8 protein-coding genes are annotated in these 12803 nt (G+C 71.5%); 6 read left to right on the top strand and 2 right to left on the bottom strand.

The annotated features are described in order from the left end of the window. Nucleotides 1-34: 34 nt before the first annotated feature. From ACZ6JT_RS21960 to ACZ6JT_RS21945, 4 genes are all read left to right on the top strand, one after another. On the top strand, nt 35-817 hold the full coding sequence (locus tag ACZ6JT_RS21960) for a nucleotidyl transferase family protein (protein ID WP_469212047.1): 783 nt from the start codon (nt 35-37) through the stop codon (nt 815-817). Then, nucleotides 814-3504 carry a class III lanthionine synthetase LanKC N-terminal domain-containing protein gene (locus tag ACZ6JT_RS21955; protein WP_469212045.1) on the top strand — a complete coding sequence of 897 codons (2691 nt, stop codon included), beginning with the start codon at nt 814-816 and terminating at the stop codon, nt 3502-3504. The genes ACZ6JT_RS21960 and ACZ6JT_RS21955 overlap by 4 nt, the downstream gene beginning before the upstream one ends. 2 nt (nt 3505-3506) lie before the next feature. Next, nucleotides 3507-5297: a M36 family metallopeptidase gene (locus ACZ6JT_RS21950; protein WP_469212043.1), complete on the top strand. Its 1791-nt coding sequence runs from the start codon at nt 3507-3509 to the stop codon at nt 5295-5297. A 115-nt stretch (nt 5298-5412) separates the two neighbouring features. Continuing rightward, complete coding sequence (locus tag ACZ6JT_RS21945; protein WP_469212041.1) at nt 5413-7230, top strand: glycoside hydrolase family 15 protein; 1818 nt, start codon at nt 5413-5415, stop codon at nt 7228-7230. A 33-nt stretch (nt 7231-7263) separates the two neighbouring features. Here ACZ6JT_RS21945 and ACZ6JT_RS21940 read toward each other — a convergent pair whose 3' ends face one another. Both ACZ6JT_RS21940 and ACZ6JT_RS21935 read right to left on the bottom strand, forming a co-directional pair. Beyond that, on the bottom strand, nt 7264-9447 hold the full coding sequence (locus ACZ6JT_RS21940) for a GAF domain-containing SpoIIE family protein phosphatase (protein WP_469212039.1): 2184 nt from the start codon (nt 9445-9447) through the stop codon (nt 7264-7266). Continuing rightward, a complete protein-coding gene (locus tag ACZ6JT_RS21935) occupies nt 9416-10879 on the bottom strand; it encodes an MFS transporter (RefSeq protein ID WP_469212037.1) in 1464 nt (487 codons plus the stop codon). Before ACZ6JT_RS21935 ends, ACZ6JT_RS21940 begins: the two co-directional genes overlap by 32 nt. A gap of 148 nt (nt 10880-11027) precedes the next feature. On the opposite strand from ACZ6JT_RS21935, the gene ACZ6JT_RS21930 reads away from it, so the two are divergent. Both ACZ6JT_RS21930 and ACZ6JT_RS21925 read left to right on the top strand, forming a co-directional pair. Next, nucleotides 11028-11951, top strand: coding sequence for a LysR family transcriptional regulator (locus ACZ6JT_RS21930; RefSeq protein WP_469212035.1), 924 nt, complete (start codon nt 11028-11030; stop codon nt 11949-11951). Nucleotides 11952-12065: 114 nt separating this feature from the next. Beyond that, the gene (locus ACZ6JT_RS21925) at nt 12066-12803 is read left to right on the top strand and encodes a class I SAM-dependent methyltransferase (protein ID WP_469212033.1); all 738 of its coding nucleotides are present in this window, start codon (nt 12066-12068) and stop codon (nt 12801-12803) included.

Below are 12803 nucleotides of genomic sequence, written 5' to 3'. Positions count from 1 at the left end.
ACTCGGGCTGACGGGACTTGGGGTGCGGGAACGCGTGGACGCAAGGGCGTCAGGAGGCCACGTCGCGCTGGTGGGCGTTTGGGATCCGGTTTCGGATGCCCAGGCTGAATTCTTTCGGGATACGGTGTCGGACGCTCAGGTGAAGGGGTTGAGCGTCCTGGTGGTCACTTTGGACCCCGATCCCGTGGCCGTCTTTCGGGGCCCGCACGTTCGTCCGCCGTTCCAGGATGTCGAGTACCGTTTGTGGTTCCAAGCGCAGTGCGGTGTGCAGAGCCGTTTGGTGGTCAGCCTGAGCCGTTGGGAAGTCGAGCAAGAAGGGGCTTCGCTGATTCTGAACGGGCTTCGCCGCCACGTGACGATCGACGAATTCCTGTTGAGGAAAGGACAGTCTCTCGGCCGAGGAATTCGCGGCGGCGCTTCCACCATTCACAGGTACTGCGATCGGCTCGGGATCCGTGTCACCGTCACCGACCGGTACAGGGCTCCGGTTCGCGTCAACGACGCCCGCGACCATCTGTGCAGGGGCGAACTTTCGCCGGCCCGCGAACTGCTGTCCCAGGACTTTTACTGCGCGCGGCCCGAGTCGGCGGAGCGGACCATGTCGTGGCCGCCCGGAACCTACAAGGCGCTGCCCCTCGACGTGCCCATGCGGCACCAGGCGGCGGATTCCGCACCGATCGAGCTGCCTTTGACGCCCTGTCGCGGAGGCAGTCGCCTGCGGTGGCCGGACGGTTCGCCGCCCTGGTTGGCGTTCGTATCCGGCCCTGGTGATCGCCCTCACGTGCCCGAAGGGCAGCCGACGAGGGGCGGGCCATGACCGGTGCCTTGACCGGTGAAAGCCTCCACGTTCAGTACGCGTCCGCCCTTGAGGCGTTCACGGCTCGGCTTGCACCGGGGTGGCGCGCCAGCGTACGGCGCGACGGCGCGATCTCATGGCAAGTATGCGAATCCGGCGATGAGTTGCCTGGTCAGGGATGGAAGCTGCACGTCGCCGCAGCACCCACCGATGCCCTCGACCTGCTCGAAGTCGTACTCCCCGAGCTGGTGAAGTCCGGGGCGACGTTCAAACTTGCCGCTGACGTCGACACGATGATCCGGATCAACGCCGGGCTCGCAGGGGCGTCCCAGGTCGGCAAGATCGTCACCGTATATCCGGCTGCCAAGGACACGCTGCCCGGGCTCATCGATCGTCTGGACAGGCTGTGGCGTCCCGACCGCGCACCAGCGATCACTTCTGATCTGCCGGTGGGATCGGGCGGCGCCCTGTTCATCCGGTACGGAGCCTTTCAGGCCACCAGCGTTGTCACCGACTCCGTAGGAGTTCCCCGCACGGCCCTTCGAGCCCCGGATGGGACGCTGTTCCCGGACCTGCGCGACACCAAGGGCCGGCAGCCGGACTGGGCTGTCCCTCCTGTTCCCCCGGTCGCACTGAGCAGCAGGGCCAATGCGAGTGCCCCGATCGTGATCGATGGCGCCGCATTCCTCCCGATGAAGGTTCTGGCAGCGAGCCTGCTCGGGCACGTGGCGCTCGCGCTGAGAATCTCCGACCGCCGTCTGGTGATCATCCGGCACCGGGTACGAGGGGTCGAAAGCGACGACCTCGGCAACGATGCGAGGACCCGGCTCGACAACGAGAAGCGAGCGCTGCTTCACCTGGAGGGCTCGCGCATCGCTCCGGAGGTTGTGGCCCACGATCTGCCGGGCGGGAATCTCGTCGTCTCCGATGCGGGAGGGATCCGTCCGGAACACCTCCCCGCTCAGGACCGCCTCAAGCATCTGCCCGAACTCGCCGTGACAGTCGCCGAGTTGCATGCACGAGGCATCGTGCACCGGGACCTGAAGCTGTCCAACGTGCGTATCGGACCTGACGGTCTGCGCCTCGTTGACCTCGAACTCGCCGCGCTGATCGGGACGGAACACCCGGTACCTGCCGGCACGCCGGGATATGTACCTCCGGAAGGGCAGCACGCCGTCGCCGACCCGTCGTATGACGTCTACGGTCTCGGATCCTGTGTGACCCATGCGGTCACGGGGCATTGCCCGGGCCATCTCCCGCCGCAGAACAACGCCGGCCGCCAGCTTGGCCTCTTGCGGCAGCACATGCGACCGACGGCCGCCTCGATCGTGAAGGCGTGCCACGAGCCTGATCCACTGAGGAGACCCACTGCGCAGCAGGTGGCGGAGCGGCTGCGAACAGCGCTTCCGGCCATGCGCGCCGAGTCCTCGGCCGACCTCGACACACGCCACGACGTATTCGACCGGCGCTGGGCATGCAGCGCGGCAATGAGTGCCGGGACCGCAACCCGACAGTTCACGGTCGCCCGGGGCGGCGCCCAGCACTGGCGCAACGCACACCTTCTCGCCGCATACGACTGCGAGGGTCTGAACCTGGGAGCCGCCGGGATCATCATCGCGCTGGCGACGCTCGACGCCGCGCTGGGTACCCAGCACTTCACCGACGACATCGCGCTCGCGGCCGAATGGCTCGCGGCGCGGCCACCGCTGACGCAGGCGCAGGGCTTCTTCACCGGCAACAGCGGTGTGTCGGTGGCACTGGCGGTGGCGGGGGAGCGCCTGTGCCGAGCCGACCTGATCGCCTCTGCACGGCGGCGCTTCGAGCATGCGGCCAACAGCCGCATCCCCGACTACGACCTGTTCTCGGGAGCGGCCGGGATCGTATGGGCAGGCAGCCTGCTCGACGCCGTTCTCGGCTCGTCCTGGGGACGCAGCCTCGCCGAACAGCAGGTGATGAGGGTCCGGGCCGGCGCCCGGCTGGTCGACGGACTGGTCGGTTGGCTCCCCAACCCGGAGTTCGATCCGTCCGGTCGGGTATACGTCGGGGCCGCACATGGCACAGCGGGTGTGGGGATGGCCCTCGCGGTGTGGGGAAGGTCCACAGGCTGCACGGCGACGAGGGATCTCGCCGACGAGGCGTTGGGCAGTATCCCCGATCACGGGCTGACGGCCGACAAGGCCAACATTCTGACGACGACCTCGGGCGATATCAGCGCGGCGCATCACTGGTGCCACGGGGTGGCGGGCTTCCTGTGGTGTCTTCTTCAGGCTTCCCCCGATCCTGGGATCGCGGTTGACGCCGCCCGGCAGCTGGCGGCCACGGCGTTCGACCGTGCCACGCCGGTTCTGGACAATCCCACGATGTGCCATGGCCTGGCCGGGGTGATGGAGACGTGGCGCATGCTCGGGGCGCTGCCGGAGCACTCCGGCCGGGCCCGCCGTCGTCTCGCTCAGACCACCAATGCCTTGAGACTGCTGCACCGCGCGCAGGGTGGAGCCACGGTGTGGTCGTCCGAGAACCCCTCGGTCGTCACCCCCGACCTGTGGGTGGGTTTCATGGGCCCGGCCACCCAGCTCGCCCTCGCCAGTGCAGGCTCAGCTTTTGCGGTGCTCTCGCCGCAGTGGCTGCGGCGCTGCGCGGCGCCCGCGCTTCCCGGAAGCCGGGTGGCCAGGCGCATCAGCGGACAGCCAAGGCAGGAAGGGGAGTGACCATGCCCATCGAGGTCGATCTCCGCGCCCCGGACGCGTATCTGACCTTTACGCTCCGTCAAGAGGATCTGCCCCTGGGGGCGCAACCGGACGTCGGCAGTCTCGTCGAGCGAGCGCTTACGGTCGCCCAGGTCACGGCCGTGATCTTCGGCGCCCAACCTTCGCAGCCGGTGGAGTTCAGCCCCCTGCCGGCGCCGCCACCCAACCGGGCGGGGGCGACGACGATCCAGCTCGAACAGCAGTGGCGCGGGCTGCCCGTCTTCCAGGCCGGCCAGTCGGTTCGGTTCTCGTCGGCAGGGGAAGCGCAGGGCACCCGGGCCCGGCTGGTGGGCCAGGAGAGCCCACCCGAGGTGTCCGTAGAGGTCACGGCCGAGGCAGCGGTTCACCACGCCATCCGCCATGTGTCGGGTGCTGACGAGGAGGGGGCCGGCGCGGGGGATCAGCTGGGCCCGCCTCGGTCTGCTGCGCCCGCGGACGGGACGTGGTACCAGCCGGAAGTCCTGGCACGTTTCACGCATCTGGCTAGCCAGCCGACCGTTTTGAAACTACAAGGGGTCGACGAGCCCGTCACCGCCTGCCTCGTCTGGTTCCCCCGCGTGAAGGAACTTCGGGCGGCCTGGGACATCACGATCGGGCTCTCAGAGGTGGAGGGCGCGTTCCGTGTCGTGGTAGACGGCCGTGGGGGAGACATTCTGTACTGCGTGCAGCTGGTACCGGGGGCCGTCTGCGAGGGAAATGTCTTCCGAAGCGATCCGGCCACGTCGAGAACGGTCGTGCCCTTTCCCCTCGAATGGCCGGCCTACGGACTCGGGACGCCTCCCGGTCTGCCTCCTTCGCCTCCCCCCTGGGTGGTTGACCAACAGACTGCCGGATATACGTCGGTGGCACGGGTCGGCGCGAGCGGCCCATCCATCTCAGGCGACAGCGTCGACGGTGGCGTGATCTTCAACCCTGCGGATCCCCAGGGTGTCGATCAAATGGTCCTCAACGCGTTCTACGGCACGTGTTTCATGCATGACCTCACATACCTGCTGGGGTTCCGCGAGCCGAACGGGAGCTACCAGGACGGTGTGGTGAGTGCCACCGGACTTCCTTCCGGGCCGGTGAAGGTGGAAGTCCGCCCGCAGCCCGTCATGGGCACGGCGCACTGGTGGCCCCTGGGCAGTATCCCGACCATGCGCCTGGGCCCCAAGCAGGACACCAGCCGGCATACCGCACTCGACATGACCATCGTCTTCCACGAGTACATGCACGGAGTGAGCTCTCGGCTGGTCGGCGGCGGATCGACCCGCACCCCGCTACTGGAAGCCCAAAGCAGCGGCATGGGCGAAGGCTGGGGCGACTACGTCGCGTGCACGGTCCTGGGCACGCCGCTCATCGGACAGTGGCTCGCCAACGACGACAGGGGTTTGCGGCGGTTCCCGTATGACGAGCAGTTCCCCACGGATCAGATCAACTTCGCCACGCTGAGCGCTCTGTCCACCTACGAGATCGGAAGCCTCTGGTGTGCCGCCCTGCTGGAGATGAACCGCAGGATCGGGGCGAACCTCGGCCTCCAACTGGTCATCGAGTCGATGAAGGGCCTGTCCGCCAACCCGAGCCTCCTGGATGGCCGCGACGAGCTCCTCCTCACACTTGATGACCTACGGGACAGCGGCGCCCTCCCTGTCTCAGGGCATGCGTCGGCCAAAACGGGAATCTGGGCGGCATTCGCGGCATTCGGGATGGGCGTCGGCGCCAGCACACAAGGCCCCTTCAAATTCGGAGCGGTGGCCGACAACTCCGTGCCGTGATGGTGCCGCCGGGCACGTAGCAGCGCGACGGGAGCCCAGAGCCTGACGTAGCGCGCACGGGGGTGTCCGGGGCCCGAGCTGATTGACCCCGGGCATTCACGGGAAGAGCGCACCAATGACACAACCCATCGAAGACTACGCACTCATCGGCGACCTGATGACCAGCGGACTGGTCGGCCGTGACGGGTCCATCGACTGGCTGTGCCTGCCCCGCTTCGACTCGGCCGCCTGCTTCGCCAAGCTCCTCGGCGACGAGGAGAACGGCCACTGGCGCATCGCCCCCGTCGACGCCGAAGACGGTGAACCGTGCACCCGCCGGGCCTACGTCGACGGCACGCTCGTCCTGGAGTCGTACTGGGTCACCGACACCGGCACCGTCAAGGTCACCGACTTCATGCCGCAGCGCGACCGGGCCCCCGACGTGGTCCGCATCGTCGAGGGCGTCAGCGGGACCGTCCGCATGCACAGCACCCTGCGCCTGCGCTTCGACTACGGGAACGTCGTCCCCTGGGTGCGCCGGGTCGAGGACGACCGGGTCGCCATCGCCGGACCGGACGCCGTCTGGTTCCGCAGCGACCCCCCGGTCCGCACCTGGGGCGAGGCCAACAGCACCCGCTCCCAGTTCCCGGTCTCCGCAGGCCGGCGCGTGGCCTTCGTCCTCACCTGGCACCCCTCGCACGAACCGTGCCCCGATCCCTGCGACCCCTTCGACTCCCTGGAGCAGAGCGTCGCGGACTGGCGCGAGTGGAGCTCGCAGTGCCGCTACGAGGGCCCCTACAAGGAGGCCGTGAACCGCTCCCTGATCACCCTCAAGGCCCTCACCTACGTGCCGACCGGCGGCATCGTCGCCGCCTCCACCACCTCCCTCCCCGAGGAACTCGGCGGCGTCCGCAACTGGGACTACCGCTACTGCTGGCTGCGCGACTCCACCCTCACCCTCGGCTCCCTCCTCGCCACCGGCTACCTCGACGAGGCCCGTGCCTGGCGCGCGTGGCTGCTGCGCGCGGCTGCCGGCGACCCCGCCGACCTGCAGATCATGTACGGGATCGGCGGCGAGCGGCGGATCCCGGAGAGCGAACTGCCGTGGCTGGGCGGCTACGCCTCCTCCGCCCCGGTCCGGGTCGGCAACGCGGCCGTGGACCAGCTCCAGCTCGACGTGTACGGGGAGGTCATCGACTCCCTCCACGTGGCCAGGTCCGCCGGACTGCCCTCCGAGCACCACGCCTGGCGGATCCAGCTCGCGCTCCTCGACTTCCTGGAGCGCAACTGGCAGCGGCCGGACGAGGGCCTGTGGGAAGTCCGCGGCCCGCGCCGCCACTTCGTCCACTCCAAGGTGATGGCGTGGGTCGCCGCCGACAGGGCCGTACAGGCCCTGGAGCGCGATCCCTCGCTGCCCGGGGACGTGGAACGCTGGCGCGCCATGCGGGACGCGGTGCACCTCGACGTGTGCACCAAGGGCTACGACCCCGTGCGGGGCACCTTCACCCAGTACTACGGCTCCACCGAGCTCGACGCGGCGACCCTGCTCATCCCCAGGACCGGATTCCTCCCGCCCGACGACCCGCGGGTCATCGGCACGGTCGACGCCGTGCGGACGGAGCTGGGCCGCAGCGGACTGGTCCGCCGCTACACCACCGAGGGCCCCGCCGTCGACGGACTGCCCGGCGACGAAGGAGCCTTCCTGGCCTGCTCGTTCTGGCTGGCCGACGCCCTGCACATGACGGGCCGGGAGGAGGAGGCCCGCGCCCTGTTCGAGCGGCTGCTGGCCGTGCGCAACGACGTGGGACTGCTCGCGGAGGAGTACGACCCCCATGCGGGACGCCAACTCGGCAACTTCCCGCAGGCGTTCAGCCACGTCGGGCTGGTGAACACCGCGCTGATCCTGGCGGGCGGCACGGAGGGGTCCACGGGCCGGCCGACGAACGCCGGCTGACGAACGCCTGACGGTCCTGCGGGCCCTGCGGTCCTACGCGTCCTCGCCCCTGCGGGACGCCAGCAGCAAGGCGATGTCGTCCGGCCGGTCCGCGGTGCCGTCCGCCTCGCCGACCAGCCGGTCGGCGGTCTCGGTCAGCGGGGACGGCCGGGCCGCCGCCAAGGCCAACCGCAGCCGCTCGACGCCGTCGTCGATGTCCGTGCCCGGCGCCTCCACCAGCCCGTCCGTGTAGAGGGCGAGCACCGCGCCCGTCTCCAGACGCAGTTCCGTGACCGGGTACGAGGCGTCCGGGTCGACGCCGAGCACCACCCCGCCCGCCAGGTCCAGCACCTCGGTCCGGCCGTCGGGGTGGCGCAACAGCGGCTGGGGGTGCCCGGCCCGTACCGCCCGCACGGCGCCCGATGCCGGGTCCAGCAGCACGTAGCAGCAACTGGCGAACTGGCCCGGATCCAGGTCGATGAGCAGCTGGTTGGTGCCCCGCATCACTTGCTCCGGCGTACTGCCGCTGAGCGCGAAGGCCCGTACGGCGCTGCGGAGCTGCCCCATGGTCGCCGCGGCCGCCACCCCGTGGCCCTGGACGTCCCCGATGGCGAGGGCCAGTGGGCCGCGCCCCGTCTCGATGACGTCGTACCAGTCGCCGCCGACGTCCATGCCCGCGGTGCCCGGCAGATAGCGGCCGACCGTCTCCACGTTCTCGCGCACCGGCAGCCGGTGCGGCAGCAGGGCCGCCTGGAGCCCGCGCGCCAGGGCGGCCTCGCTGTCGTAGCGCCGGGCCCGCGCCAGGGCCTGGGCGATCAGGCCGGCCAGCGCCGTGAGGACCGTACGCTCCTCCGAGCTGAAGCCACGGGGCGAGTCGAAGCCCAGGATGCACGAGCCGACCGGCCGGCCGGAGGCGATCAGCGGCAGGAAGGCGCGGGCCCCGACGTCGGCGTCGAGCGGAATGCCGGGATAGGCGGCGGCGAGATGCTCCATCGACTCGAAGAACATCGGCCGGCCCGTGGTCAGCGTCTCCACACCCGGCAGCCGCACATCGAGCGAGACCCCGTCGAACCGGTTGAGGAAGCCCCGCGGGAAACCGGTCTCCCAGGCGAGGTACAGGTGCCGTTCGTCGAGGAGGTAGATCGCCAGCTGGCGGCCGCCGAAGGCCGGCAGCAGCTCCTCGGTGACCACCGCCGACACCTGCCGGGCCGTGACCGCCTCCGACAGCGCGATGGCGAGGGCCACCGGCCGGTACAGCGCGGAGGCCTGGTCGACGGGGGAACCCAGATCCGCGGCGGGCTCGGCCACCGACGTGGGCGCGTAGACGGGCTTGTCGAGGCGGGCGATGGTCAGGGTTACGCCGTCGGGGGCGGGGCTCAGGTCCACCGACAGCCACTCCCCGGGCGGGTGGCGGCCGCGACGGGCCGGGAAGTGGGCCGGCTCGCCGGACATGAAGACGGCCCGGAAGTGGTCGTCGTAGGCGTGGTGCCCCAGCCACGGAAGGGCCTCCCACAGCACCTTCCCGTACAGCTGAGGGCCGGTGAGGCCGAGCAGTTCCTCGGCCGCCGTGTTGACGAATCCGATCCGGCCCTGCCGGTCCAGCGAGAGCACCGCCAGCCGGAGCCGGTCGAGGGCCGCGCGGGCACCCGCAGGCCCGGTGTCGGGCGGCGGCGTCGGTACCGCCACCGGGTCGCCCTCCCACGCCACCGGTGCGCCGCCCGCCGCGAGCTCCGCGAGCTCCTGGGCCAGCCGGTCCGCGGCCTCCCGCAACCGTTCGCGGTCGGCGGCCCCGACGGGGGTGCCGGGGGTCGCCGGGCGCAGTACCAGCAGCACGCCGAACCGCTGCGTCCCGGCGGTCACCGGCTCGTACAGCGAGGCGAAGGGGAACGGCAGGCTGGCCACCATCTGCGGAAAGCGGCCCACGGCCGACTCCGCGTCGGCCAAGTAGACGGACTGCCCGCTGCGGTAGGCCTCGGCGGGCGGGTACGGGCGGTTCACCTGGATCCGCCACCACGGGCGGAACAGCGGCAGCGGCAGACCCAGGAACACCGCGAGCAGCAGGATCCCGGCGGTCGGCGAGCGCATGTACACGCCGCCCGCGTACCCGCCCACGGCCTGCACGGCGCCCACGGTCGCCCGGGCGAGTGCCTGAGCCACGGCATCGGGGGGCGGGACGCCGCCGCCGTCCGCTCTCGCGATCACACAGTCAGGATGCGCCCTCGGCGGCGGCCACTGCATCCCGGCCGCGCCCGCGCCGTCCCGCCCGGTACCAGGTCACCACCGCGGCCGACGCGCACAGCAGCACCACGGCCACCGTTCGCAGCGCGGCCCCCATCGCGTCGGTGAAGGCGGCGACCTGAGCCGGATCCTGCGGGTTCCCGTGGAAGCGCGACGCCAGCACGGTGCCGACCACCGCCACGCCGAGGGCGGCGCCGATCTCCCGGGCCGCCGTGTTCAGCCCGGAGCCGAGCCCCGCCTGGTGGGAGGGCAGCTCGGCGACCACGGTCAGCGTCAGCGAGGGCGCGGCCAGGCCCGTGCCCACGGACAGCACCAGCAGGTAGAGCGCGTACAGGGCGTACGGGGTGCCCGCGTCGACGGTGGAGACCAGCAGCAGCCCCGCCCCGATCAGGCCGAGCCCGGCGCCGACCGGCAGCCGCGGCCCGATCCGTTCCTGGAGCCGGGCGCCGAACCGGGGCACCAGCGCCATGCCGACGGTGAGCGGGACGATCGCGAAGCCGGTCTGGGCGGGGGAGAAGCCCTTGGCGTACTGGAGGTACTGGGCATTGACGAAGAACAGGGCGAAGAGCCCGAAGAAGGCGGTTCCGATGCCGAGCGTCCCGGCCCGCAGCCTGCGCGAGCCGAAGATCCGCGGGTCCAGCAGCGGGCGGGCGGCGCGCAGCGCATGGCCGGTGAACGCGGCGAGCAGCACCGCACCCAGGCCGAAGGCGGCCACCACCTGCACCGAGGCCCAGCCGTACGCGGGCCCCTCGATGATCCCGTAGACCACCGCGAGCAGCGCGGCCGCGAGCAGCGCCGCCCCGAGCGGGTCGACGGCGGCGGTGGGCTGGGACGGGGTACGGGGCACCGCGCGGGCGACCGCGAGCGCGAGCAGCGCACCGAGCGGGACCACGGCCCAGAACAGGGCCCGCCAGGTCAGGTACTCCCCGGCCAGGCCACCGCCGACGTTGCCCGCCAGGCCCCCGAGGCCCGCGGACAGCGTCCAGGTGGCCAGGGCGCGGCCGCGGCGCTCGGGCGTGGTGAGGTGGACGAGGACGGACATGGTGGCGGGCATGATCAGGGCCGCGCCCGCTCCGCACACAGCGCGCCCGGCGATCAGCACGGCCGGGTCCTGGGCGAGCGCGCTCGTGGCCCCGCCTACCGCGAACAGGCCGAGCCCGGCCAGCAGCGCGCCCTTGCGGCCGTAGCGGTCGCCGAGCGCCCCGGCGGGGATCAGCAGCGCGGCGAAGACGATCACGTACGCGTCCACGGACCACAGCAGCTCGCCGGGATCCGGATGCAGCTCGGAAGCGGCGAGCTGGGGGATCAGCAGGTTGACGGCGGCGACCATCCCCTGGGCGACCAGCACGCAGGCGCACAGGACGAGCAGGGCGGGCCGGGTGAGTGGGGGCGCGGGAACGGCGGGACCCTGCTTGACGGCATGGCGGAGCACGGCTCCTCCTCGGAGTCGGTGACGGTACGGCGGCAGGAAAAGCGAAGGAGGTAAGGAAGGAAGGAAGGGCGGCCGGCAGCGGCTTCGCCCTCGGATCACCGTAGAGTTGGGCCGACCTGCTTTCCAGTGCAAGTTGTGCAAGGGACGTATGCGTGTGACGCAATCCGGGCTGGACCTGAATCTCCTCGTCGCCCTGGACGTCCTCCTGGAGGAGGCGAGCGTGTCCCGGGCGGCGGCACGCATGCACCTGTCCGAGCCCGCCATGAGCCGCACCCTCGGCCGGATCCGCAAGGCCCTCGGCGACCCGGTCCTGGTCCGGGCCGGCCGGGTGATGGTGCCCACCCCGCACGCGCTCGCCGTACAGGGGGAGGTCCGCGCCGTCGTCGAACGCGCCCGTGCCCTCTTCCTCACCGGGTCCGAGGTGGACCTGCGCACCCTCACCCGCACCTTCACCGTGCTGGCCAACGACGCCTTCACCGCCGTCTACGGGGCCACGCTCTTCAACCGGATGACCCGCGAGGCGCCCGGGGTGCGGCTGCGGTTCCTGCCGGAGAGCCACGTGGACGTCCCCGCGCTGCGCGAAGGCGTCGCCGACCTGGAACTCGGCGTCGTCGACACCCGTTCCCCCGAAGTGCGCGTCGAGCACCTCTCGGACGAGCGCATGCTGGGCGTCGTACGCCGCGGGCACCCGCTCCTCCGCGGCCGCCTCACGGTGCGCCGGTTCGCCGCGGCCGAGCACCTGACCGCCTCCCGGCGCGGCCGCCTCGAAGGCCCGGTGGACGCCGCCCTCGCCGGCCAGGGGCTGACCCGGCGCGTGGTGGGCAGCGTGGGCACCTTCCCCGCCTCCCTGTTCGTCCTGCGCGAGAGCGACCTCATCGGACTGCTGACCAGCCAGGTCGCACCGCTCGCCGCAGCGCTGGGACTGGAGACCTTCGAGATACCGCTCGACCTGCCGCCCCTGCCCTTCGGCATGGCCTGGCACCCGCGCCACGACGCCGACCCGGCACACGCCTGGCTGCGCGCCTGCGCCCGCGAGCTGGTCCCGCCACCGGAGCGGGAGCCGCCGCGATAGGCCGACCGCTTCCCTCGTCCGGGGGACGTACGGGTGTGCGGCCCGGCCCCCGGACGCGCCGCGGGGGACGATACGCACCCGTCCCACCTGCGGCAGGCCCCCGGAAGGCAGAGCATGCGGTTCCAGTACGACACCATCGGCGAGCGCTACGCGGAGTCGAAGACCACGGCGGCGTTCTCGGCGGCCGACACCTACACCCTGCACGGAGCCCTCGACGCGCTCGGCGGGGTACGCGGGCTCGACGCCCTCGACCTGGCCTGCGGATACGGCTACAACACCCGGCTCCTGGCCCGCGGCGGCGCCCGCCGGACCGTCGGCGTGGACGTCTCGGAGGAGATGATCCGGCTGGCCCGCGAGCACGAGGCCACGAAGGACCGCGCGGACGTCGAGTACCACGTCGCCGACGCCGCCGGCCTTCCCCAACTCGGCCCCTTCGACCTCGCCACCGCCGCGTACGTCTTCAGCTACGCGCCCGACCGCAGGTCCCTGCACGCGATGTTCCGGTCCGTCCGCGCCAACCTGCGCGACGGCGGGCGGCTGCTGGCCATCGTGCCCAACGCGGGGGCGTTCCCGCGCGTGGACTGGTCGCCGTACGGGGTCCGCATCATCGACCGGATCCCGGACGGCGACGCGCCCCTGCTGAAGGCGCACTTCCTGACCGAGCCGCCGGTGCCCTTCGAGTTCCGCGAGTGGGCCCACGCCGACCTCGCCGAAGCGGCCGTCGAGGCCGGCTTCGTCACCGTCGGCTGGCAGCCCAACCGCACCCCGCCCGCCGACTCCCTGCGCGACGAGGCGTACTGGACGGGGTACCGCGCCTGGCCGATCAGCTCACTGATGACCTGCACCGCGTAG

The organism is Streptomyces sp. NPDC046308, assembly GCF_055588065.1.
Note: the sequence above shows the minus strand (reverse complement) of the source record. Positions and strands in the feature narration are given on the sequence as shown.